At 70.0% G+C, this 23,402-nt stretch carries 24 protein-coding genes; 13 read left to right on the top strand and 11 right to left on the bottom strand.

What is annotated here, in order from left to right; all coding sequences use genetic code 11:
- Window positions 1–183: 183 nt before the first annotated feature.
- The 3 genes from G6030_RS04755 (at window position 184) to G6030_RS04745 (ending at window position 2,076) form a co-directional block, all read left to right on the top strand.
- Window positions 184–1,128: an AraC family transcriptional regulator gene (locus G6030_RS04755; RefSeq protein ID WP_182642362.1), complete on the top strand. Its 945-nt coding sequence runs from the start codon at window positions 184–186 to the stop codon at window positions 1,126–1,128.
- The gene (locus G6030_RS04750) at window positions 1,125–1,661 is read left to right on the top strand and encodes a dihydrofolate reductase family protein (protein WP_182642361.1); all 537 of its coding nucleotides are present in this window, start codon (window positions 1,125–1,127) and stop codon (window positions 1,659–1,661) included. Before G6030_RS04755 ends, G6030_RS04750 begins: the two co-directional genes overlap by 4 nt.
- 106 nt (window positions 1,662–1,767) lie before the next feature.
- The gene (locus G6030_RS04745; RefSeq protein WP_182642360.1) at window positions 1,768–2,076 is read left to right on the top strand and encodes a hypothetical protein; all 309 of its coding nucleotides are present in this window, start codon (window positions 1,768–1,770) and stop codon (window positions 2,074–2,076) included.
- Between the two features lie 97 nt (window positions 2,077–2,173).
- On the opposite strand, the gene G6030_RS04740 is transcribed toward G6030_RS04745, so the two are convergent.
- Both G6030_RS04740 and G6030_RS04735 read right to left on the bottom strand, forming a co-directional pair.
- The gene (locus tag G6030_RS04740) at window positions 2,174–3,211 is read right to left on the bottom strand and encodes a methionine synthase (protein WP_182642367.1); all 1,038 of its coding nucleotides are present in this window, start codon (window positions 3,209–3,211) and stop codon (window positions 2,174–2,176) included.
- Window positions 3,212–3,231: 20 nt separating this feature from the next.
- The gene (locus G6030_RS04735; protein ID WP_182642359.1) at window positions 3,232–4,224 is read right to left on the bottom strand and encodes a putative oxygenase MesX; all 993 of its coding nucleotides are present in this window, start codon (window positions 4,222–4,224) and stop codon (window positions 3,232–3,234) included.
- A gap of 125 nt (window positions 4,225–4,349) precedes the next feature.
- Between G6030_RS04735 and G6030_RS04730 the strand changes: the two genes are divergently transcribed.
- The 6 genes from G6030_RS04730 to G6030_RS04705 all read left to right on the top strand — a co-directional run bounded on the left by G6030_RS04730 (window position 4,350) and on the right by G6030_RS04705 (window position 8,826).
- Entirely contained in the window at window positions 4,350–5,297 is a 948-nt protein-coding gene (locus tag G6030_RS04730; protein WP_182642358.1) for a LysR family transcriptional regulator, read from the top strand.
- 158 nt (window positions 5,298–5,455) lie between these two features.
- Window positions 5,456–5,980: a DUF1877 family protein gene (locus G6030_RS04725; protein WP_182642357.1), complete on the top strand. Its 525-nt coding sequence runs from the start codon at window positions 5,456–5,458 to the stop codon at window positions 5,978–5,980.
- Between the two features lie 249 nt (window positions 5,981–6,229).
- Window positions 6,230–6,670, top strand: a complete 441-nt coding sequence (locus tag G6030_RS04720) for a YtoQ family protein (protein ID WP_063972014.1) — start codon at window positions 6,230–6,232, stop codon at window positions 6,668–6,670.
- 37 nt (window positions 6,671–6,707) lie between these two features.
- On the top strand, window positions 6,708–7,394 hold the full coding sequence (locus G6030_RS04715; RefSeq protein ID WP_182642356.1) for a mismatch-specific DNA-glycosylase: 687 nt from the start codon (window positions 6,708–6,710) through the stop codon (window positions 7,392–7,394).
- Between the two features lie 51 nt (window positions 7,395–7,445).
- A complete protein-coding gene (locus tag G6030_RS04710; RefSeq protein ID WP_061227611.1) occupies window positions 7,446–7,751 on the top strand; it encodes a monooxygenase in 306 nt (101 codons plus the stop codon).
- A 10-nt stretch (window positions 7,752–7,761) separates the two neighbouring features.
- Entirely contained in the window at window positions 7,762–8,826 is a 1,065-nt protein-coding gene (locus G6030_RS04705) for an RluA family pseudouridine synthase (protein WP_187701535.1), read from the top strand.
- A gap of 68 nt (window positions 8,827–8,894) precedes the next feature.
- On the opposite strand, the gene G6030_RS04700 is transcribed toward G6030_RS04705, so the two are convergent.
- A complete protein-coding gene (locus tag G6030_RS04700; RefSeq protein ID WP_241724161.1) occupies window positions 8,895–10,295 on the bottom strand; it encodes an MFS transporter in 1,401 nt (466 codons plus the stop codon).
- 12 nt (window positions 10,296–10,307) lie between these two features.
- A complete protein-coding gene (locus G6030_RS16385; RefSeq protein WP_241724160.1) occupies window positions 10,308–10,832 on the bottom strand; it encodes an MFS transporter in 525 nt (174 codons plus the stop codon).
- 280 nt (window positions 10,833–11,112) lie between these two features.
- Between G6030_RS16385 and G6030_RS04695 the strand changes: the two genes are divergently transcribed.
- Window positions 11,113–11,484, top strand: a complete 372-nt coding sequence (locus G6030_RS04695; protein ID WP_061227613.1) for a carboxymuconolactone decarboxylase family protein — start codon at window positions 11,113–11,115, stop codon at window positions 11,482–11,484.
- Window positions 11,485–11,506: 22 nt separating this feature from the next.
- Here the strand turns inward: G6030_RS04695 and G6030_RS04690 are convergent, their stop codons facing one another.
- From G6030_RS04690 to G6030_RS04665, 6 genes are all read right to left on the bottom strand, one after another.
- Entirely contained in the window at window positions 11,507–11,989 is a 483-nt protein-coding gene (locus G6030_RS04690; RefSeq protein WP_182642355.1) for a hypothetical protein, read from the bottom strand.
- Between the two features lie 81 nt (window positions 11,990–12,070).
- Window positions 12,071–14,305: an NADP-dependent isocitrate dehydrogenase gene (locus tag G6030_RS04685; RefSeq protein WP_007631378.1), complete on the bottom strand. Its 2,235-nt coding sequence runs from the start codon at window positions 14,303–14,305 to the stop codon at window positions 12,071–12,073.
- A gap of 232 nt (window positions 14,306–14,537) precedes the next feature.
- Window positions 14,538–16,361: an ABC transporter ATP-binding protein gene (locus tag G6030_RS04680; RefSeq protein ID WP_063972019.1), complete on the bottom strand. Its 1,824-nt coding sequence runs from the start codon at window positions 16,359–16,361 to the stop codon at window positions 14,538–14,540.
- Window positions 16,358–17,950 carry an ABC transporter ATP-binding protein gene (locus tag G6030_RS04675; RefSeq protein ID WP_347238578.1) on the bottom strand — a complete coding sequence of 531 codons (1,593 nt, stop codon included), beginning with the start codon at window positions 17,948–17,950 and terminating at the stop codon, window positions 16,358–16,360. Before G6030_RS04675 ends, G6030_RS04680 begins: the two co-directional genes overlap by 4 nt.
- A 122-nt stretch (window positions 17,951–18,072) precedes the next feature.
- Entirely contained in the window at window positions 18,073–18,501 is a 429-nt protein-coding gene (locus G6030_RS04670) for a hypothetical protein (protein WP_063972020.1), read from the bottom strand.
- Between the two features lie 121 nt (window positions 18,502–18,622).
- On the bottom strand, window positions 18,623–18,829 hold the full coding sequence (locus G6030_RS04665; protein WP_007629964.1) for a dodecin: 207 nt from the start codon (window positions 18,827–18,829) through the stop codon (window positions 18,623–18,625).
- 118 nt (window positions 18,830–18,947) lie between these two features.
- Between G6030_RS04665 and G6030_RS04660 the strand changes: the two genes are divergently transcribed.
- From G6030_RS04660 to G6030_RS04650, 3 genes are all read left to right on the top strand, one after another.
- Window positions 18,948–19,724 (top strand): isocitrate lyase/phosphoenolpyruvate mutase family protein, encoded by a 777-nt coding sequence (locus G6030_RS04660; protein ID WP_119191752.1) that lies wholly within the window; start codon window positions 18,948–18,950, stop codon window positions 19,722–19,724.
- A 55-nt stretch (window positions 19,725–19,779) separates the two neighbouring features.
- The gene (locus G6030_RS04655; protein WP_182642354.1) at window positions 19,780–20,307 is read left to right on the top strand and encodes a DinB family protein; all 528 of its coding nucleotides are present in this window, start codon (window positions 19,780–19,782) and stop codon (window positions 20,305–20,307) included.
- Window positions 20,308–20,438: 131 nt separating this feature from the next.
- Window positions 20,439–22,196: a lipase family protein gene (locus G6030_RS04650; RefSeq protein ID WP_241724159.1), complete on the top strand. Its 1,758-nt coding sequence runs from the start codon at window positions 20,439–20,441 to the stop codon at window positions 22,194–22,196.
- Between the two features lie 13 nt (window positions 22,197–22,209).
- On the opposite strand, the gene G6030_RS04645 is transcribed toward G6030_RS04650, so the two are convergent.
- Window positions 22,210–23,187 (bottom strand): pseudouridine synthase, encoded by a 978-nt coding sequence (locus G6030_RS04645; protein WP_182642363.1) that lies wholly within the window; start codon window positions 23,185–23,187, stop codon window positions 22,210–22,212.
- Between the last annotated feature and the right edge of the window lie 215 nt (window positions 23,188–23,402).

Raw genomic sequence — 23,402 nt, 5'->3', positions numbered from 1 at the left:
CGCAATATCCGGTGGCCCCCAAGCCTCCAAATACTCATGTTCAGCAGTCTCCTAGGCCGGCGCTACGGCGCATACGCGTGGGCGTCCGGTGCGGCCCACGGACAAATTCCGGCCGACCGAGCGTCAGAGCATCGAGCAAGAACGGTCAAGCCGAGGGCGCCCCGTTCCACTGATAATCACAGCATGACCGCACGACGCCCGGGACGAGATCGCCTCCGCGAGCTGCTCGACGCCGTTCTCGCCGAGCACGAAGGCGGCGCAGTCCTGAACACGCTCGCGGCGGACGCCTACTCGTCGTCGTTCCACTTCAGTCGTCAGGTGAGCCGGGCGGCAGGAGAGGCGCCGGCGGCGATGCGGCGGCGTGTCCTCCTCGAGCGCGCGGCCTGGGAGATCCAAGGAGGACGCAGCGTCATCGATGCGGCGTTCGCAGCGGGATACGACTCGGTCGAGGGATTCTCGCGCGCGTTCTCGCGGGCGTTCGGGTGCCCTCCTGGCGCCATGCCGCCGCGACACGACCGGGGCCACTGGCTGCCTGCACCGAACGGCATCCACTTCCATTCCCCGACGGTGCTCTACGTCGACGCGGGGCAGGAGATCTCGGCCGGCGACGTCGTCGCGCTGATGGTCCGGCACGACCTCGAGGACACCGACGCGGTACTCGCCGCCGCCGAAGGGGTCGACGACGACGAGTTCCGGCGCGAGAGGTTGCCGGGACACAGGGTGCTCGAGTGGTCGGGTGACGAGACGACTCTCGCGAACGTCCTGCACCACCTGGCCTTGGACAAGCTGCCGTGGCTCGCATGCATCGAGGGGGAGGACGAGCCCGATCTCGGGGTGGAGGACGACGCCACGAGTCTCCGCGGGCGGCACTCCGAGATCGCCGCGCGGTGGCTGGCCATGACCCGCGATGTGGAACGCCGTGGCGCATGGGGCGACCGGGTGGTCGACGCGCTCTGTGACCCACCCGAGTCGTTCCTGCTGTCGCAGATCGTCGCCCACACCCTCACGTTCTCGGCCCACCGCCGCCAGCTCGCGCGCTGGATGCTCGCGCAGGCCGGCGTCGACATCAGGCACCTCGATCCCGACCCGATCATGTGGCACCGCCGCGCCTCAGGAGGACTGTCATGACCCGCTACCGCTACTACACCGCCACGACCCTCGACGGATTCCTCGCGGACGACGACCACTCGCTGGCCTGGCTGTTCAAGCAGGACATCGACGAGAACGGGCCGGGCAGCACCGACGCGTTCCTCACGGAGGTGGGGGCGCAGGTCATGGGGGCGTCCACGTACACGTGGGTGCTCGAACACGACCGTGACTGGTTGCCCGAGATCCCCACGTTCGTGTTCACCCACCGCGAGCTGGAGGCGGTGAATGACCACGTCTCCTTTGTCGCGGGCGCCCCGTCCGATCATCGGGAAACACTCGAGTCCGCGGCCGGTGGCCGCGATGTGTGGGTGATGGGTGGCGGCGGGCTGGCAGCCGAGTTCGCCGGGGCGGGGATGCTCGACGAGGTGGTGGTCTCGATCGCGCCCGTGACCCTCGGTTCGGGCAAGCCACTCTTCGGCGGCGCGTTCGACCTCGAGCTGAAGGGGTGCGAGCGCAACCGCGACTTCGTGGTTGCCCGGTACGGAGTCCGGGGTCCTCTGTCAGACTCGTGAGGGCCGGCCCGTACAGCGGGTGTCAGCGCACGTGGTCGAGCGTCGCCGGGGAGCGCGGAGCCGGTTGCGCCGACGGAGAGGGGAGCCAGTGACTGTTCTACGCGAAGTGACCAGTGTGATCGCTGCGGGCCTTGGCGGCGCCCTGCTCGCCAACGCCGTGCCGCACACGGTCATGGGAATGACCGGCGAGCGGTTCCCGACGCCCTTCGCCACGCCCCCGGGAGTCGGGTTGTCCCCGCCACTGCACAACGTGGCCTGGGGCGTGCTCAATCTCGCGGCGGGTGGCGCGCTGGCACGCCGCGTGGGATCTCCGAAGGACAGGGCCGCTGCAGCCACCGGCGGCGTCGCCATGGCATTCGTCCTCGCGCACCACTTCGGCGGCCTCGACCTCTCCGGAGATCGGGCGGGGCGCTGACCGGAGTGCCGCGGCGGTCGTTGGTAGCCCGGGGTCGTGGCGGTCGGGGGCATCGCATGCAGGGCGGGGCCGGCGCTCGCAGACCCGGCCCGATCCGTCAGGCGTGAGAGGCGACGAGCTCCTCGCGGACGAGGCGTGTTCCAGCGCTGAGTGCGCTGAGCTTCGCGAGTGCGACGTCCCGCGACAAGGGCGCCATGCCGCAATTGGTGCTCGGCAGGAGCTTGTCCGCGTCCACGAACTCGAGCGCGCTGCGGAGCGTGTCCGCGACCTCCTCAGGAGTCTCGACCTTCTCGCTCGCCACGTCGATCGCCCCGAGCATGACCTTCTTGCCGCGCAGTAGCCCGACCAGGTCGATCGGGACGCGGGAGTTATGGGACTCCAGCGAGATGATGTCGATACCGGACTGCTGCAGGAGGGGGAACGACTCCTCGTAGTGCCGCCACTCCGAGCCGAGCGACGCCTTCCAGTCGGTGTTGGCCTTGATCCCGTAGCCGTAGCAGATGTGGACGGCGGTCTCGGCGCGCAGGCCTTCGACCGCGCGTTCCAGGGCCGCCACGCCCCAGTCCTTGAGCTCGGCGAAGTAGACGTTGAAGGCGGGCTCGTCGAACTGGATGATGTCGACCCCCGCGGCCTCCAGGTCTCGCGCCTCCTGGTTGAGGATCGCCGCGAACTCCCACGCCAGCGCCTCGCGGCTGGAGTAGTGGCGGTCGTACAGCGTGTCGATCATCGTCATGGGCCCGGGGAGAGCCCACTTGATGGGCTTGTCGGTCTGCTGCCGCAGGAACGTCGCGTCGTCCACGAAGACCGGCTTCTCGCGGCTCACGGCGCCCACCACGGTGGGCACGCTGGCGTCGTAGCGGTTCCGGATGCGCACGGTCTCGCGCTGCTCGAAGTCGACCCCGTCGAGATGTTCGATGAAGGTCGTCACGAAGTGTTGCCGGGTCTGTTCGCCGTCGCTGACGATGTCGATGCCGCGATCGCTCTGCTCCTTCACGGCGATACGCAGCGCGTCCTGCTTGCCCTCGACCAGCTCGGGGCCCTCCAACCTCCAGGGCGACCAGAGGGTCTCCGGCTGTGCTAGCCACGACGGCTTGGGCAGGCTGCCGACGGTGGTGGTGGGCAGGATCGGGGACATGATCGACTCTCCTCTGGTGCTCATCCGACGAGCACCGGGTAGCGGGCGGCCCACTGTTCGAGCTGCGCTCGGTGCGGCTTCATGAGGGCTTCCTCCGTGAACCTGCCCTGCGCCTTGCCGAGCCGGTTGCGCTCCTCGCGGTCGTACACGATCGGGGTGGGCGAGAAGTCGCCGTGATCCAGGGTCGGGCGGTAGACGTCCGCGGCAGGGGAGTGAGCGTTGTAGATCTCCGGACGGTAGATCTTCTGGAAGGTCTCCATCACGCTGATGGTGCCGATGAGCTGCAGGTCCGTGTAGTCGTGGAGCAGGTCACCGCGGAAGTAGAACGCGAGCGGCGCGACGCCGCCCGGTGGCATGAAGTACCGGACCTCCAGCCCCATCCGGGCGAAGTACTCGTCGGTCAGCGAGAAGTCGTCCTGCTGGTACTCGGTACCGAGGACGCGATGGTGGTGTCCGGTCCGGCGGTAGGTCCGGCTCGTCGACACGCTGATGCAGATAACCGGCTCCGCGGAGAAGCGCTCCCGGTACGCCTCCGAGGCGACGAAGCGCTGAAAGAGTCTGCCGTGCAGGTCGCCGAAGTCGTCGGGCACGGTGAACTCAGCGGTGTTCTCGTTGGCCGCCGGCAGGAGAACGCTGAAGTCGTAGTCCCGGACGTAGGACGAGAAGTTGTTCCCCACGATGCCCGGGTGACGCTCACCGGTGTCCCGGTCGAGGATCTGGATGTCCAGGACCTCGATCAGCGGGAACCGCTGGTCCTCGCCTGCCGAGGTGAACTGCAGATCCGCGGACACGATCTCCAGCTCGACGGTGTAGCGGTCTCGCCTTCGGTCGTCCCGACCGGCGAGGCCGTTGAACCGGTCGTCGATCATGGCGAGGGCGCGGCGGAGGTTCTGCCGGCGGTGCTCGCCTCGTGCCAGGTTGGCGAAGTTGGTGGTGGTGCGGGAATTCTCCGACGGTGAGTAATCCTCGTCGAAGCGGGTGGTGGTGATGCGATACGTGAAATCGTCCGACATGTACATCCAATGCGGGGTTCGATCGGCCGGGCTCGGCCTTGCGAGAAGTCTGTGCCCCCATCCTGCAGTCCCAGTTCAGATATCGGGTAACTATCGTTTGCTATGCGTCACTATAGTCTGTTCCTATGGGCAGGACATCCAGGGGCATCACGCTCCAACAGTTGGAGTACTTCATCGAGGTCGCGGCGGAGGGGTCGATCACGGGCGCGGCGGAGCTCCTCTACGTCGCCCAGCCGACCATGTCCGCCGCGATGAAGGATCTCGAGTCCCGGGTCGGGCGCACGCTGCTCTCGCGGTCCGCCCGGGGTGTGACGCTGACCGAGGAGGGTGCGGAGTTCCTCGGCTACGCCAGACAGGTCGTCGAGCAGATGTCCCTGCTCGAGCAGCGGTATCTCGGCCAGCCACCGTCCCGCCGACTGCTCGGGGTCTCTGCGCAGCACTATTCCTTCGTGGTCGAGGCGTTCATCCGGATGGTGCGGTCCGCTGACGTGGAGCAGTACGAGTTCTCTCTTCGCGAGACGCGGACCTGGGACATCATCGAGGACGTCCGGACGCTCCGGAGCGAGGTGGGCATCCTGTACCGCAACGACTTCAACCGGAAGGTCATCGACAAACTCCTGCGCGATTCCGGCCTCGTGTTCCACCCGCTCTTCGCGGCGGTCCCGCACATCTTCATCTCGAGGAAGAACCCGTTGGCCGCCCGCGAGCGGGTCACGCTCGGTGACCTGACCGATCTGCCTCGGCTCACGTTCGATCAGGGGGCGAACAACTCGTTCTACTTCGCCGAAGAGATCCTCTCCACCCTGTCGAGCAAGCGGGAGATCCGGGTCGCCGACCGCGCGACCATCTTCAATCTGATGATCGGACTCGACGGGTACACCATCTCGACCGGCATCATCAGTGACGATCTCGACCCGGAGATCGTGGCGATCCCGCTCGACGTGGACGAGAGCATCGAGATCGGCTGGATCAGCCACTCCGGCATTCCGCTCACCGAGCAGGCGCTGCGCTACCTGGCCGAGGTACGGGCCGTCGTCGCGGACTACGGAATCGACCTACTCGACTCGCCGTGACGCGGGTCGGAGTCTCGGTTTACTGTTCAGCGCTCGTCGCCTACACCACCGCGTGACCGGCCCGCTGGTTCTCCACAGGCGAGCCGAAGCCGGATCCTTCATCCACAGGTGGCCGCGCACGAGCTTCTCAGCACGTCGCTCTCCGCGATGCTGGGCTCATGGGAATCCGTTACTACGCATATGCCTTCGACGCCGACGCCACCCAGGCCGTGCTCGCCGACCCGCGCGCCTACATCAGCGCCGACCCCTTGGCGGATGCCTGGGGTTTTCCGCCCGGTTCCACGGTCGCCGCGACCGACTTTCGACAGGGCCCTCGGGAGGAGGACATGCTCTACCTGGACAAGGCGTGGAGAAATCTGCAGTTGATGACGTCACCGTCTGATCCGACTGACGAACCCCGCCCGGCGTATCGCATGTTCGAGGGCGACGTGACGCTGCTCGCGAACTGGGAAGGGTGGCTGCCGTGGGTTCGGGCGATCCCGCCAGAGGACGTCGCCCCGATCGCCGATGATCTGGACACACTCACCCGTGCGGACTTCGTTCCCTGTCTGCCCCCTCGTGACGGAGATGAGCCGGGCAACGAGTCGGAAGCGGAGTACGTGGACCACTACGTGAACCGGACGAGACGATTCCTCCGCGGACTCGAAGAGTCCGGCCGGGGCTTCGCGTACCTGATCGGGTAGCGGGGAGCACGGCTTCCCCCCGGCCGACCGTCGTGCCCGGGGGAGCCGTGCCAGTCTGCGCCGCCACAGCAACTGCGCGGATACGCTGCCCGCCTGATCACAGTCCTCCCCACCTCGAGCTCACCGCATCGCACTGGGGGCCTGACCGGCACGGCCGCCACGGGTGACGTTCTGGCGAGGAGATGAGTCGATTCTCAGGCTCGCGGGGGTGAAGTTGCCGCGGTCGCCGCACTCATGGATGGTGTGGTCATGAGCTTCACCGTGTACCTGTCCGGCGAGATCCACACTGACTGGCGCGACCAGATCCGGAGCGGCGCGACGGCCGCGGGCCTCGATGTCACGTTCACCGAGCCGGTCACCGACCACCCGGCGAGCGATGCCGCGGGCGACCACCTCGGCGGGACCGAGAACCCCTTCTGGCGAGACCACCAGTCGGCGAAGGTCAACGCGATTCGTACGCGTACGTTGATCGAGCAGAGCGACCTGGTGGTGGTGCGGTTCGGGGAGAAGTACAAGCAGTGGAACGCCGCATTCGACGCCGGCTACTGCGCGGCCCTGGGCAAGCCCTACGTGACGCTCCACGATGCGGAGATCATCCACCCGCTCAAGGAGGTCGACGCGGAGGCCCAGGCCTGGTGCACGACCACCGACCAGGTGGTGGAGATCCTCCGCTACGTGCTCGAGGCGTGAGTCCGGCGGCACCCACGACGGGTGAGGTGGCGTCGCCGTGGGCGTGAGGGCGCGACCCCGGCGGCCCTCCCCGCTGCGGGGTCGGCGACCGACGAAGCAGGATCTCGCCGCCTTCGCCGATCTGCAGGAGGACGGCGTCGACGACGTCCTGCCGGTCGACCCCGGCGCGCTACGGCTGCTCATCGTGGGCATCAACCCCGGCCTCTGGACCGCGGCCGTCAACGCGCCCTTCGCACGGCCCGGCAACCGCTTCTGGCCGTCTCTCCATCGCGCCGGGCTCACCGACGACTTCGTCGACGCCTCGGCCGGACTTTCCGACGCGGACGAGGGAAAAGTCCTCGCGGCCGGCATCGGGATCACCAACCTCGTCGGGCGCGCGACCGCGCGCGCCGACGAGCTCTCCCGCGAGGAGCTGCGGGAAGGTGGAGCGCGTCTCGCGGAGCGCGCGAAGATGCTGCGCCCGGGGGTCGTGGCCATCGTGGGGATCACCGCGTTCCGGACCGCGTTCTCCCGCCCCGGCGCGACCGCGGGGAGGCAGGACAGCACGGCACTGCCCGGGTGGCCGGAGGACGTCGAGCTGTGGGTCGTGCCGCAGCCCAGCGGGCTGAACGCCCACGAGACCATTGATTCGCTCGCCGAGCACTGGCGACGGGTGTGGGCTGCGGCGCAGGCACGCGCTCCGCACCCCGGGCAGGCAGAGGACGTCGGTTCACCGGGAAGCTGATCCATCCACCAGCGGTATCCTGGTTTTTTGAGACAGACCGGGAGGGCGACGATGGCTGTAGTGGTACAGGTGAACTTCTCGATGCGCGGCCCCTGGGGCGCGGAGATGGCGGAGGCGTTCCGAGGGCTGGCGGAGTCGATCAACGCCGAGCCGGGTTTCCTCTGGAAGGTGTGGATCGAGGACGAATCGGCCGGCCGGTCCGGAGGGATCTATCTCTTCGACACCCGCGCGAACGCCGAGGCCTACGTCGCGATGCACACCGAGCGTCTCGCAGGCTTCGGGATCACGGACGTGAGTGCCATCTTCTCGGACGTCAACGAGGACCTGAGCACGCTCAACCGCGCCAGGCTGCCCTGAGCCCGCCGAAATGACGTCACAGCGCGCGGCAGGCGGCCGGCCCCCGCCCGCCCGCCGTCTGACCGCGCCGACCCCCGTCCCGGCCACGACCACGGTCTCGCGACCGGCCGCCACCATTGTCGTCGATGAAGGGCACGCCGGCCGTCGCCTGGACAAGTTCCTGCGATCCCAGCTCAGGGGTGTGCCGGCGGGACTGCTGTTCAAGCTTCTGCGCCAGGGCAGGCTGCGGGTGAACGGTCGCCGAGCCGAACAGAACTACCGGCTCGTGGAGGGCGATGTGATCGACCTCCCCGCGCTGCAGGCCGGGGTCCCCGCCATGGCGGCGCCACGACCGCCCAGAGCCTTACTCGACCGGATGGCCAAGGCCGTCCTCTACGAGGACTCGAATCTACTGGTGGTGGACAAGCCCGCCGGGGTGGCCGTACACCGTGGCTCGGATGTGCCCGCCGGCGTCATCGAGACGCTGAGAGTCCTCCGCCCCGACCTACCCGATCTCGAGTTGGGCCACCGGCTCGACCGCGACACCTCCGGGGTTCTGGTCCTGGCCAAGACCCCGCCGATGCTGCGCCATCTCCACGACATGCTGCGGGATCGGGAGACGGAGATCGAACGGCACTACCTGGCGATCGTCGCGGGGCGGTGGCCTGCGAACCTCAGGGTGCTGGAGGCGCCGCTCCGGAGGCGAGACGCCGACGTGGTGGTGGACCCGCGGGGCCAGCGCGCGGAGACCCACGTCAGGGTCCGCAGGCGCGTGGAGGACTGGGCCACCTTAGTGGACGTACGACTTCTCACCGGCCGCAAGCATCAGATCCGCGTCCATCTGCAGCACGCCGGACACCCGATCGCCGGCGACGACCGGTACGGGGACCCCCGGTTCGACAGCGTGGTCGCGTCGCGTGGCGGATCCGGGCTCCACCTACATGCCGCGAAGATGGTCATCCCGCTGCCCGACGGCCCCGACGTGGTGGTGACGGCGCCGATGCCGGAACGGTGGCGGCGGGTGCTGGGCAAGCCGTCGACGGGAGGCGCCAGGCGGGGCTCTTCTCGCAGCCGGTCGGAACGCAGCGGACGCTGACAGAGACCACCGCGCCCCCACCGGAACATTCCAGCGGGGGCGCGGTCGGCTGAGGCGGGCGTGTCGGCTCAGTGAGCGGGAACGGCCGCCGGCTGCGTCACCTCGGCGCGTGAGTCCAGGTAGCTGGTGATGGCCAGGCGGTTGATCGCCGACCTGCTGACGATGCCCACCATCGCGCCTGAGTCACCGACGACCGGCACCTTCTTGAGGTGTGCGTCCGAGAGCGCTGCGACGGCGTCGGCGATCGAAGCTCCGGCGTCGATCGTCACGACCTCCCGGGTGGCCAACCGCATGACGTTGAGATCCGCGAGGTCGGCCATCGCGTCGACCAGGTCGTCGTCGGCCCCGATCGCGTAGGAGTAGATCGAGGTCGACGACGGGTGCGCCGCCGACAGGTAGCGCATGACGTCGCCGTCGGAGAGGAATCCGACCAGCGCGCCGTCAGCGTCGAGGACCGGGGCGCCGGAGATGCCGCGGACGCCGAACGTGGTGAGGGCGTCGAGGACCGTGTCCGTGGAGGACAGTGCGTACACGTCGGCCTTCATGATCGACTCGACGGAGTCGACGGGGCGCGACCCGGTCTCGGCCGCCGACTGGCGGGCGGTGCGCGCCGCCCGGTTCGCGGCGAACGCCAGCGCGATCCCGAGGAGGGAGACGATGACGACGACACCGACGGGGCTGCGGAAGCCCGTGAGCAGGGACTCGAACTCGTCGCCCCCGGCGTCGAGGTTGGCACCGGACACGGCGCCGTAGATGCCGGCGGCCAGCGACGTGCCCACGCAACCCGCGATCTGGAAGCTGGTCGAGACCACGGTCACGCCGTGCGGCGCGGAGTCGCGGTCCAGGCTGGACAGCGCGAAGGTCTGCGACGGCCCGATCACCAGGGCGGTGGCCAGGACGGCCGGGATGTAGAGCAGGCCGAAGAGCAGGATCGACGAGTATCCGGCGGCGATGCCGACGCCGGTGACGAAGACCGCCATCACGAGGAAGCCGAGCGGGATAGACCAGCGGCCGCCGTGACGGTCGAACAGGCGGCCGGCCACCGGCCCGGCCACCACGGTGAGCAGGATGCCCGGCGCGAGGGTGAGTGAGGCACCCAGCGGCGAGATGCCCTGAGCGGCCTGCAGGAACAGCGGGATCACGACGTTCATCGCGAAGACGAACACCAGGCCCAGCATGGTCATCGACACGCCGAGGACGAACGCGCGGTTGGAGAACGGTCGCATGTCGATGAGCGGGTGCGCGATCCGACGCTGACGGACGACGAACACCCACAGAGCGGCGAGGCCGATGACCGCCGAGAGCGCGGCGTAGACCGGAGCACCGCCGAACGCGGCCGAGATGCCGTAGAGGATGCCGACCAGGCCGACGGTGACGAGCAAGAACGACGGGATGTCCAGTACGGGGCGGCCCAGGTCAGCCACGGTGCGCAGCGCGATCGCGCCCGCGATCAGGACGAGCAGGGTCAAGGCGCCGAAGACTCACAGCAGGGTGGTCCACGGGGCGAACGTCAGCAGCACACCGGAGAGCACGATCGCCAGGGAAGGCCCCAGGGTGGTCATCGCGGCCATGATGCCCATGTTCAGCCCGAGCTTCTCGCGGGGCGAGAAGGCCAGCGTGATGTTCATGCCGATCGGGGTGAGCAGACCCGTCCCGATGGCCTGGAGCAGGCGGGCGATCAGCAGTACCTCGAAGGACGGGGCGAGGGCACCCACAATCGACCCGATGACCATGACCGCGACGACCGAGACGAACAACTGCCGGGTCGGGAAGCGGTGGTACAGCACGTTCGAGACAGGGACGAACACGGCGGCGACCAGCAGATACCCGGTGGTGAGCCACTGCACGGTGTTCACGTCGACGCCGAAGTCGTTCATGATCGGCGTGAAGGCGACGTTGAGGAAGGTCTCGTTGAAGGTGGCGAGGAACGCCGCGGCGGCGGCGACCGCGATCATCCAACCGGCACGGCCGGGGACAGGCGCAGGGGCAGTATGGGATGAGGACAAGGAGTCTCCTGACGTCCGGCGGGTGGGGTTGATCGACCGTGCCGTGTCAGAAGGTCCCTGCGTGGACCCTCGCGTGTCGTGTCATCGATGCTTCAGTACGGCTGTGAAGCCGACGAACGAAGCTATCACGATTCCGCGTCGTCGCGTAAGCGCGTCCGGGTGATGGACCGGTTCATGGGGGGCCCTGCGGGTCCGCCACCCCGTACCTGGCCGGGACGGGCCTACGGGCTGCCCTGTTAGCCTGACCAGGACATTCGCCGATCCGTCGAGGAGTATCACCGTGGAACTGAGCATGGACAAGGGCAACCGGTTCGTCGAGGAGACGCAGTCCCCGGAGTCGGCGGCGGCATGGAAGCAGCAGCTGGACGAGTTCGCGCCCGGGGCATCCGACTGGGTGGTCGGCGCGGTGTTCGGTGGAACCTACCAGCGGGACGGCCTGGAGCTCCGCGATCGCCAGATGCTCAACATGGCCGCCCTGGCCGCGATGGGCGGGACAGAGCCGCAACTCACCGGCCACATCAAGACGGCCATCGATGTGGCCGGGATGAGCCGGGAGCAGGTGGCGGAGTGCTTCGTGCACCTGATGCCCTACATCGGCGTGCCCAAGACGCTGGCCGCGATGCGCTGCATGAAGGCCGCGCTCGACAGCTGAACATCTTCTCTGGACGTCACTCCTACGTGGCGCCCGCCCACCCCGGCGGCGGGTCGATCTCCTCCGTGCCGCAGCGCCAGCCGGAGTGGAAGTCCTCGAAGGCAGACGGGGGAGCGCCGATCTCCTCGGCACGGCGCCTCATCGCGGCGAACCAGCGGCAGTAGTCGGCATCGTTGAAGTACCGCACCTGGCTCGGGGAGCCGAGGCCGCGCAGGATTTCGTCCGCCACGTCCCGCGCGCTCGTGCGGATCGAGACGGTGAGGTCCCCGACGTGGGGGAAGGCGCCCTCAGTGGCCCGGAACACCGCGTCGTCGTCCCTGGGTGGGAGATCCACCCCGTTCGGGAGGTTGTCGGCGGTGGTGACCTCTAGTCGCCAGTAGCCGACGGGACCGAAGTACGGCAGGGCGCGGATGCCGGCGAACCCCCGGTCATGGAGATCCTTCACCGCGGCGAGCAGGAGCGGCCACACGTGTCGTGGGGCCGGGTAGTCGGTCGCGTCGGTCACGTCGGTCTCTCGATTCTCCCGGGAAATGGCGCACCGCACCCCGGGGCGGGCCCGGGGTGCGGTGCGGCTGCGGCGTGGAAGTCAGCCGGAGATGCTCGCGAGGGCGGCGTTGAACGTCTCGCTCGGACGCATCGCCTCCTTCAGCTTGTCGATCGCGGGCTGGTAGTAACCGCCCAGGTCGACCGGCTTGCCCTGCACCTCGAGGAGCTCGCCGAGGATGGTGTCCTTCTCGGCGTCGAGCTTGCCCGCCAGCGGCGCGAAGTGGGCCGCCAGGTCCGGGTCGTCGGACTGCGCGGCCAGCTCCTGGGCCCAGTACAGCGAGAGCCAGAACTGGCTGCCCCGGTTGTCGAGCTCACCGGTCTCCCGCGACGGGGACTTCCGGTTCTCCAGCAGTTTGCCGGTAGCGGTGTCCAGCGTCCGGGCCAGGATCGCGGCCTTGGGGTTGTCGTACTTGCGTCCGACGTCCTCGAGGCTGGCGCCGAGCGCAAGGAACTCGCCGAGCGAATCCCAGCGCAGGTGGTTCTCCTCGACGAGCTGCTGCACGTGCTTGGGCGCGGAGCCGCCCGCGCCGGTCTCGTACAGGCCGCCGCCGGCCATCAGCGGCACGATCGACAGCATCTTGGCGCTGGTTCCCAGCTCGAGGATGGGGAACAGGTCGGTGAGGTAGTCACGCAGGATGTTGCCGGTGACCGAGATGGTGTCCAGGCCACGCCAGGCGCGCTCGAGGGTGTACCGCATGGCGCGCACCTGGGACATGATCTGGATGTCCAGGCCCTCGGTGTCGTGCTCGGCGAGGTACTTCTTCACCAGGGTGATGAGGTTGTTCTCGTGCGGCCGGTACGGATCGAGCCAGAAGACGGCCGGCATGCCCGAGGCGCGGGCGCGGTCCACGGCGAGCCGGACCCAGTCGCGGATCGGCGCGTCCTTGACGGTGCACATGCGCCAGATGTCGCCCGCCTCCACGTTCTGGGAGAGCAGGACCTCGCCGGTGGCGGCGTCGACGATGTTGGCCACACCGCCGTGCTGGACCTCGAAGGTCTTGTCGTGGCTGCCGTACTCCTCGGCCTTCTGCGCCATCAGACCGACGTTGGGCACGGTGCCCATGGTCCGCGGGTCGAACGCCCCGTTGGTCTTGCAGAAGTTGATGATCTCCTGGTAGATCCGCGCGAACGTGGACTCCGGGATGACGGCCTTGGTGTCCTTCTTACGGCCGTCGGCACCGTACATCTTGCCGCCGATACGGATCATCGCGGGCATGGAGGCGTCGACGATGACGTCGGAGGGGGAGTGGAAGTTGGTGATGCCGCGGGCCGAGTCGACCATCGCCAGCTCCGGGCGCGACTCGTGGCAGCGGTGGATGTCCTCGATGACCTCCTCCTTCTTGGAGGTCGGCAGGGACTCGAGCTTGTCGTAGAGATCGCCCATCCCGTTGTTCACGTTGACGCCCAGCTCGTCGAAGAGCTCGCCGTGCTTGGCGAACGCGTCCTTGTAGAACACGCGGACGGCGTGACCGAACACGATCGGGTGGCTGACCTTCATCATGGTGGCCTTGACGTGGAGCGAGAACATGACGCCCGTCTCCTTGGCGTCGTCGAGCTGCTCCTCGTAGAAGTCCAGGAGCGCCTTCTTGCTCATGAACATCGAGTCGACGACCTCGCCGGCCTCGAGCGGCACGGTCTTGAGGACATGGGTCTCGCCGTCCGGGGTCACGATCTCCATGCGGGCGTCGCAGGCGCGGTCCAGGATGATGGACTTCTCGCCGGCGTAGAAGTCGCCGTGCGTCATGTGCGCGACGTGGGTCTGCGACGCCATCGACCACTTGCCCATGGAGTGCGGGTTCGCCCGCGCGTACTCCTTGACCGCCTTCGGCGCGCGCCGGTCGGAGTTGCCCTGGCGCAGCACGGGGTTCACCGCGCTGCCGAGGCAGGAGCCGTATCGCTCGGCGATCTCCTTCTCCTCGGGCGTCTTGGGGTCGTACGGGTAATCGGGGAGGTCGTACCCCTTCTCCCGGAGCTCGGCGATCGCAGCGGTGAGCTGCGGCACCGAGGCGCTGATGTTGGGCAGCTTGATGATGTTGGTGTCGGGCTCCTGGGTCAGCCGACCCAGCTCGGCCAGGTTGTCGGGGACGCGCTGCTCCTCGGTGAGCCGCTCGGGGAACGCGGCGAGGATGCGGGCGGCCACCGAGATGTCACTGGTCTCGACGCCGATACCGGCGGGCGCTGCGAAGGTGCGGAGGACCGGGAGGAACGCCTCGGTCGCGAGCCGCGGGGCCTCATCGGTGAGGGTGTAGATGATCTTCTGGGGACCTTGGGTCATGGATGTCGACTCTTCTCGTTTCGGGCTGATCGTGTTCTTGTGGAACTGCGCCATCTGGCCGCCCACCATCATCCCCCAGGTCGGACCGACGGTGTCGGAGCCCCCGGCGGGACGATGGGCGCCCCGTTCCGCGCGTGCGGCCCGGGAACCGAGGCGGCCTCCCCTGCAGTGTGGTCCAACTCGCGCGCGCTCGCCGGATTTCCTGACGTCGCCCACCCCGGTCGGGCCCGTTCTAGGCCGGGTCCGGGGCGCTGTCCACGGCGGTCGCCCGCCGGCCGGCGGACCAGGCGTTCCACAGTCGGTGGTAGATCCCGCCGTGGGCGACGAGCTCGTCGTGGGTGCCGCGCTCGACGATCCGCCCGGAGTCCATCACGAGGATGGTGTCCGCCCGAGAAGCCTGATCGAGCCGGTGAGCGATCACCAGGGCGGACCTGTCGCGGGTGACCTCGTCGGCCGCACGCTCCAGCGCCTCCGCGCCCGCCGAGCCGGCCTCGGCCGTGGCCTCGTCCATGACGATGACGGCCGGGTCGAGCAGGAGGACGCGGGCCAGGGCCAGCTGCTGCGCGGCGACCGGATCCAGTTGGAGCCCGCGCGCCCCGACGACCGTGTCGAGACCCTCCGGCAGGCGCTCGAACCACGCGGTGGCGTTGACCCGGCGCAGCGCGTCGAGCAGCTCGTCGTCAGTGGCCTCCGGTCTGGCCAGGGTGAGGTCCTGGCGCAGGGTCCCCGAGAACACATGGACCTCCTGGCTGACGGTGGCCAGACGGGCGATGCGCTCGCGGTCGGACAGCGACGACACCGGGTGGCCGTCGACGAGCACCTCGCCGGCATCCGGGACCAGGAGGCCCGCCAGCAGCGCGGCAACCGTCGTCTTGCCGGCGCCCGATGCGCCGACGATCGCGACGGTGCGCCCCGGTTCGATGGAGAAGCTGATGTCGCGCACGGCCCACGATCCGCCGTAGCTGAAGCTCACGCCGCGCAGTTCGACCCGGCCCTGCGGCGCGTCGACGCCGCTGTCGGGCACCGGCACGGGCGGGTCCACCACGACGCCGACGATCCGGGACAGCGACGCGTAGCCCGACTGGACCACGTCGAGGATTCGCATGAAGGTCATGAGCGGGCCCCGCAGCCGGATGATCATGAGGACCGCCCCGGTCACCGCGCCCACCGTGAGGGCGCCGGTGGCGACCAGGTGGTAGCCCACCGTCAGGGCGATCGCGAGCATGAGGAACTCGCCCACCAGCATCCAGACGTTGAGCACGAGCATCGTCGTGCGGGCCCGGATGCCCTTGCGCACCACGTCCCAGGAGGCGTTGCCGATCCGGGTGTGCATCCGGCCCTCGAGCGAGAACGCACGTACCGTCGCCCGGCCGCGGATGGCCTCGAGGACACGTCGCGCCCGCTCGGCCATCGCCGCGCGCTCCGCGGCGTAGCGGCGCGGCGCCTTGGCGAGGTACCGGCGCGCGGCGACGTAGTAGAGGGGCGCGACGACGAGGGGGACGACGAGGAACTGCCAGTCCAGGGCGAACAGCGCGATCACGGTCGCCACGACCGTCAGGGCCGAGGTGGACAGCGTCGGGACGGTCTCGGTGACCGCCGAGGACAGCTCCGCCACGTCATCGGTGGACCGGCTGACGAGGTCGCCCGAGCCCGCGTCTTCGACCCGGTGGGTCGGCAGTCCGAGCGCGGTGCCGACCATGTCCTGGCGCAGGTTGGCGATCACCCGCTCGGACAACCGGGCCACCAGGTAGAAGCCGGAAGCGCTGAGTGCCGCGCCGCCGACGGCCGCGGTCAGCAACAGCGCGCCGATCTGCCACAGTGACCCCGGCGTCTCGCCGGAGACCAGGTCCACGATCCGGCCCATGAGCTGGGGGATGAGCACCCCTGCGGCCGCCCCGAGGCTCAGAAGGAGTAACGCCACCGCCAGCCACCGCCGGGCGTGGCGGACCCGGGCGAGCTGCCGGGCCACCTCGCGACGGACCTGGCCTGCAGAGGCGACCGGGAACCGGAGGGCGGTGTCGGTCTTTACGGGCGGCGTCGAGCTCGTCGTCGTCATCCCTCGGCCCCCACGAGCAGTCCCTCGGCGGTCTCGCGCAGCCGCTGCGCGCTCAGGCGGGCGTCCGCGACGGCGTTCCACGCCGGCGCCTGACTGACGACGATCGTGGTCTTCCCGGCCCGTTCGCGGGCGATGTTGTCCGCGAGGTTCTGTTCGGTCACCGAGTCCACCGCGGTGGTGGGGTCCTGCAACACGAGTACCTCCGGGTCGAACGCGATCGCGCGTGCGAGGGCGACGCGCTGCCGCTGACCTCCCGAGAGCATCCGCCCGCTCTCGCCGACCCGCTTGTCCGGGCCGTCGGGGATGTCGTCGCAGCAGGCGACCCGCAGGGCGTGTTCGGCCGCCGCGCGATCGGCGTGGACGTTGTCCGCCACGCTGCCGTCGAACAGGTCGGCGGCGTGGGGCACGACCGCCACCCGCGTACGGGGCAGTGACTCGAGGAGGCGGATCAGTTCGGGATCGGTGCCGTCGACGACCGTCAGGCCCGACGGCAGGGCGCGGATGAACCGCTCCGTGGTGGCTGCGTCGGTCTCGGAGACGCGCTCGAAGTCCGCGCCGAGCACCTCGCGAATCCGCCGGCCGGACGCCTCCGCCGACGCCCAGCGCGAGGCGATGTTGCGGCCGAACATGGTCATGGGGACCACGAGGAACTGGGTGAGGCCGACCACCGTGATCAGCTCGCCGATGGTGACGTGCCCGGCGAGCGCCAACGCGCCCGCCGCGAGGCCGAGCGTGGACACGAAGACGGCCCCCGTCGCCTCGGTGGCGCCGTTGAGCCGTGCCTCGGCCGCGTCGGCGTGAACGGTCTTGCGGTAGGCGTCGTCCGACACCTCGTCGTAGCGGCTCCGGACGGTGACGATGGCGCCCAGACCCTTGAGGATCCGCAGCCCCTGCACCACGTCGGTCGCGGTGGCTGCGGCCTGGGCGATGGCCTGCTGGCGCGCCACCGACCGGCGCTGAAGGGGCCGCGCCACCCGGAGCGCCACGATGACCAGCACCGGGCCGCCGACCAGGGTGGCCAGACTCAGCCACGGGTTGATCGTGAACATCATCGCCGCGCCGTACGTGATGGCCGCCGCCTCGGCGACGGGCATCACGGTCATCATGACGATGTCCCCGACGCGAGTGGTGTCCGACGAGGCGATGGACAGCAGACCGCCCGCGGTGCGTTCCCGGCCCGCGAACCCGCGCGGGTCCTGGATGCGGTCGGTGACCGCGGTACGCAGGTCGTGACTGACGAGCTGCTGGCTGCGGACCAACATGAAGCGGGCGGTCCAGTTGGCGACCATCGCCACCAGGAACACGCAGGCGAGCACGCCGATCCACAGCCAGAGCCGGTTTAGACGGCCGGTGGCGATCGCGTCGTCGACCGCACGGCCCACGACGACGGGGGTGAGCCCGTTGCAGAGGAATCCCACGGCCATGCCGCCGGAGGCGATGAAGCTCCAGGGACGCTGGGACAGCGCCACCTTGAGTGTCCACCGCGGTGAGTCGACGGCGGGCAGCTTCGACCGGCGGCCGCCCGGCCCGGGAAGCGCCGAGTAGTCGACGATGCTGCCCGTTCCCGGGGTCTGTGAGTTGTCGGGCACGAGGGTCGATGTTACCGGCGGGATGCCGGGTCCCTGTCATCCGCGAGCGGCGGTCAGAGGCCGCTCATCCGGCCGCGCCCCGCCCGCTCACGCGCCGCTCACTCGGCCGCGCGCCGGCCCGCTCACGCGCGGCTGCCGTTGCGCGCGGCACGGCCGCCGACGATCTCCACCGTGTCCACGTCCGCCACCCCCAGCGCCAGGAGCGCCTGTCCCGTGGCGTCCAGCTCGTCCTCGATCGTCCGCAGCCAGCCCCGCACCACCTTGTCGGGGAGGCGGCGCCTCGCGGACAGCCCGACGACGAACCCGGGCGACGCGATGGCGGGAAGGACGGCCATCGCGTCGCGGCGCTCGTGCGACGTGCACAGCCAGTCCACGTCGCTGATGAGGATGGGGGCGGGGAGGCCGACGTCGTGCTCGTCGCACGGGAGGATGAGCATCGTGTTCCGGCCGCGGTCGTGGTGACCGATGACGAGGTCGATCACGCCGGCGGCGAGCGGGGCGTCGTCGAGCGGGAGTGTGTTCCAGTTGTCGGGGAGGTCCTCGAATCTCATGCCCCGAGTCTCGGCGGGCCCGAGGTCCGGCGACAGCCCCGCGACGCGTTCTGTGGAGCCGCCGGAACGCCCTGTGGACAGCGGGATCCGCGGGAACCCGGAGGCGGCCGGAGGCGTCTGGTCAGGACTCGTGCCGGAATCCCACCTTGATGGTCACCTGCCAGTGGGCGACCGCGCCGCCGTCGAGCTTGCCGCGGACGGACTGGACCTCGAACCACTCGAGGTTCCGCAGGGTCTTGGACGCCTCCGCGACCGCGTTGGCGATGGCCTGGTCCGTTCCGTCCGGCGAGGAGCCGACGATCTCGGTGACGCTGTAGACGTGGTTCATGGTGACCTCCGGAGTGCGCGTGACGGCATGTGATACGGGTCACTCTACGGTGGTCCGAGGGCCGGGCCACCGGCGTAGGGTCGGGAGACGAAAGCCCGCGCTCCCGAGGAGGACCGAGATGCCCGACGTACGTGCACGAGCAACCACGCTGGCCGAGCTCCACGAATCGGGTGAGCTGGCCGTCCTGCCGACCGTGTGGGACACCTGGAGCGCCCGGGTCGCCGCCGACGCCGGCTTCCGGGGCCTGACGGTGGGCAGCCACCCCGTCGCCGACGCGATCGGCAGCGCGGACGGGGAGAAGATGGACTTCTCCGAGTACCTGCGCGTGGTCAAGCGGATCACGGACGCGGTCTCCGTCCCCGTCAGCGCGGACGTCGAGTCGGGCTACGGTCTCGACCCGGCCGAGTTGATCACCCGCCTGCTCGAGGCGGGCGCGGTCGGCGCGAACATCGAGGACGTCGTGCACCGCGAGGGTAAGCGTGTCCGCGATCGCCAGGAGCACGCCGACTACATCGCCGCCGCCCGCCGCGCGGCCGATGACGCCGGGGTCCCGTTCGTCATCAACGGACGCACCGACGCCGTCAAGCTGGGGACGGACGTCTTCTCGGACCCGCTGGCGGAGGCCGAGGCCCGCATCACGCTCATGGAGGACGCCGGAGCGCGATCGGTGTACCCGGTGGGCGTGACGACCGCCGATCAGCTCACGCGTCTCGTGCAGGCGGTGACGATCCCCGTCAACGCGACCGCCCATCCGGTGAAGGGACACGGCGCCGGTGACCTGGCGGCCCTGAAGAAGCTCGGTGTGCGCCGGGTGTCCTTCGGACCGCTCTGGCAGATGTGGCTCTCCGAGGTCTCCGCCGACCGGTTCGCCGACTGGCTCCCCGCGAACGGCTGACGCGGACCGACCCGATCCGGCCGCGGGACCGCCGGGACGGTGAGACGGTGGAGGCATGGACACCCCTCCCGAACCCTCGCTGCCGGACACGAAAGACTGGACGACCGTTCTCGAGTCTGGCTGTGACGACTGTGGATACCGGCCTCACGACCCGGCTTTCACGAGCGACCGACTGGCTTCCGCCCGCGACCGGTGGCTCGCCGTCCTCCGGCGGACCGGGGTCGAGCGGCGACCGTCCTCGCGGGTGTGGTCGCCGCTGGAGTACGCGGGCCACTGCCGTGACCTCATCGAGGTCCTGGGGGACCGCATAGCGGCGATGCTCGACCGAGCCGAGCCGACGTACGACGATTTCGACGGCGAGGCGGCGGTCGTCGAGCACGGGTACTGGCGCAGCGACCCGGACGATCTCGCGCGCCGACTCGACGCCACCACCGCTCGGACGCTGAAGGTTCTCGACCGCGTCGGCCCCGCGGATCGGGACAGGACCGGTCGACGCGGCGACGGCTACGTCTTCACCATCGCCTCTCTGTGCCAGTACATCGTGCACGACGTCGAACACCATCTGGGTGACGTCGACGGGTGAGAACAGCCGACGTCGACGGGTGAGAACGCGCGGTTCGGCGTCTCCCGCGCGGGACCTCGGGATAGTTTCCTTACCGGAGGCCGTATACGCCGGTAGAGGTCGGCCCGAGGACGCACCCGAGGAGACGGATCTTGCACGACACGGCCGATGAGCACAGCGACCGCGGACGGCGGGTCCTCGGCGCCCTTCTTGCCCTCGCGTCCATCGCCCTGGGCGTGATGTTGATTCTCGTCCACCTCGGCATGCCGGTGATGGTCACGCTGGCGGGGGCGGGACTCGTCGTCGTCGGACTCGCCACGGTCACCGGCGTCGACGGTGCCGTCCACTCCGGACGGTGGACACGCATCGCGGTAGGGCTCGCCGCCGTCGTGGCCGGGATCGTGGTACTCACGTGGCGCACGGCGAGCATCCGCACACTGCTGTGGGTGATGGTCGCCGCCCTGGTGGCGCACGGGGTCCACACCGTCATCACGGCCTGGCGCGGTAGCGCCGACCGGCGGGTGGCCGGCCTGTTCAGCGGCGCCGCGGCGATCCTGCTGGGCCTGTTGTGCCTGGTGTGGCCGGTGCTCGCGATCGAGCTGAGCCGCTACGCCGTGGGTGCGTGGCTGGTGTTCGTCGGGCTGCGCGGGTTGATCGAGCTCGTCGTGGAACGTCCCCGCGCCCGCATGCGCGCGGGCCGCGCACGCGTCCGAAGGTGGGCGAGGACGGCGGCGGCGGTCGTGGTGTTCCTGCTCGTTCTCGCGATGGCGATCGGCAGCGCGGTCCTGCTCAGGGGCGACGACCGGCCCGAACCCGACGCCTTCTATACCGCGGTAGAGCCACTGCCCGACGAGCCCGGGGTGCTCCTGCGCGCCGAGACCCTCACGGCCGGCGTGCCGGACGGCGCCGACGCCTGGCGGATCCTCTACACGACCACCCGGCCGGACGACACGGTGACGGTGGCCAGCGGTGTGGCGATCGCGCCGGCCGACCGGGGCGGTGACGAGCTGCCCCTGCTGAGCATCGCCCACGGGACGACGGGCATCGTGCCGCGCTGCGCCCCGTCCCTGAGCCCGACCCCGTTCGCGGACGGCGCCGCCGCCGCCCTCGAGCAGATGGTCACCGAGCACGGGTGGGCCGGCGTCATCTCCGACTACGTGGGCCTGGGCACGGCCGGCATGCACCCGTACCTGGTGGGGCGGGCCGAGGCTCGCAACGTGCTCGACGCCTCCCGCGCCGCGCAGCAACTCGACGGGCTCGACCTGAGCACCGACACCGTCGTGTGGGGACACTCGCAGGGCGGTCACGGTGCGCTCTGGACCGGGCAGATCGCCGGCGACTACGCGCCGGAGCTGACGCTGCGCGGTATCGCGGGCATGGCTCCGGCCAGCGACCTGTACCGGCTGGCCGACGAGGACAAGTACAGCGTCGGCGGCAAGACCGTCTCGGCCTACATCGCCACGTCGTGGAACGAGATCTACCCCGACCTCGACCTGTCCGGCCACCTCAACCCGGGCACGGCGCACGGCGTGGAGAAGATCTCCGACCTGTGCTTCAACGAGAAGGACGTCATCGCCGCTCTCCTGCGAGGGACGCAGATCCCCGAGCAGGTCTTCCCGGACTCCGTCCTCGATGGCGGTCTCGGCGACCGACTGCGGGAGAACTCGCCGACCGGCCCGTGGCCGGCGCCCGTCCTCGTCGCACAGGGCCTGGCCGATCCGCTCGTGACGCCGACGATGCAGGAGAACTGGGTCGCCGGTCGGTGCGCCGCGGGCGATCCGATCGACTTCCGCACCTACCCGGGGCTCGACCACATGGGCCTGGTCGCCGCCGACTCGCCGCTCACGCCGCAGTTGGTGCAGTGGACCCTCGACCGCTGGGCCGGTGCGGCGCCCACTCCGACCTGCTGACCGCCCAGCGGCGTCACGCACCTGACGTTCCAGCGGCGCCGCTGACGGGGGCGTGCGCCAGCGTCCGGCGCGTGACGAACCGCCGCGGCCCGCCGGTGACGGGGTCGGTGAACAAGAGCTCGCGGGCGAGGAGCTGCAGCGGCAGGTCGGGGTCGTCGGGGGCCTCGGGCAGCAGGTCGGGATAGCGCCGGTCGCCGAGGATGCCGATCCCCAGCGCGGCGAGGTGCACGCGCAGCTGGTGCAGCCGCCCCGTGCGGGGCGCCAGGAGCGTGTGGACGACGAGCCGCCCGGAGGCGCTGAGTCCGGTGCCGAGCACGTCGACGAGGGTCTCGGAGTTGGGCGGCAGCTCGGGGTGGAGGGTGACGCGCAGCTCGCCGCGCCGCGACCGGATGTGCGCCCGGTGGGTGACGGGCACCGGGTGGCCCCCGAGGGTCGGCGCGGCCGGGTCCCATCCGGATGGGCGCGCGGAGACGGCCTCGTAGACCTTGGTGACCTCTCGCCGCTCGAACATGGACTGGTAGGCGCCGCGGGTGTCGGCGCGGGCGGAGAACATGACCACCCCGGCGGTCTCGCGGTCGAGGCGGTGGATCGGCGTGATGTCGTCGTTGCCCAGGCGGGTGCGCAGCCGGACCAGCGCGGTCTCGCGCAGGAAGTGGCCGGAGGGGGTGGTGGGGAGGAAGTGCGGTTTGTCGACGACGACGAGGTGGTCGTCCCGGTACAGGATCTCCTCCCGGTAGGGCAGGACGGGCTCGTCGGGCAGATCGCGGTGGTACCAGACGAACTCGTGGGCGCCCAGCGGGGTGTCGTGGTCGATCGCCCGGCCGTCGGCGCCGACGATCTCGCCGGCGGAGACCCGGCGCCGCAGCTCGCCCGGGTCGAGGTGGTCGAACCTCGACTCGATGTACTCGGCGATGCCCGCCCACGGGCCGTCGGCGGGGATTCGCAGGCGGGTGGGGCTGACGCCGTCCCGGACCGGCAGGGGCGGGGGCATGCTCTGCCGTCCGACCGCACGCTGCTGTTGCTCCACGAGAGGATCGTGTCACGGCCGACGACCGGTCCGCTCCGGCTCGCGCGCCGAATAGGGTGGAGGCCGCCCGGCGGGAGCGACGCGGCGGCGACGACGGCAGGAGCGGGGACATGGCGCAGCGCGAGACCGGGTCGGACCCCGCCACCGGGCCGTCGGCGGGGACCCCGCCCCTCATCGGC

Source organism: Dietzia sp. E1, assembly GCF_014145015.1.
GTDB classification, from domain to species: Bacteria; Actinomycetota; Actinomycetes; order Mycobacteriales; family Mycobacteriaceae; genus Dietzia; species Dietzia cinnamea_A.
The sequence above is the reverse complement of the archived record's forward strand: the minus strand, read 5'-3'. Positions and strand labels throughout refer to the sequence as shown.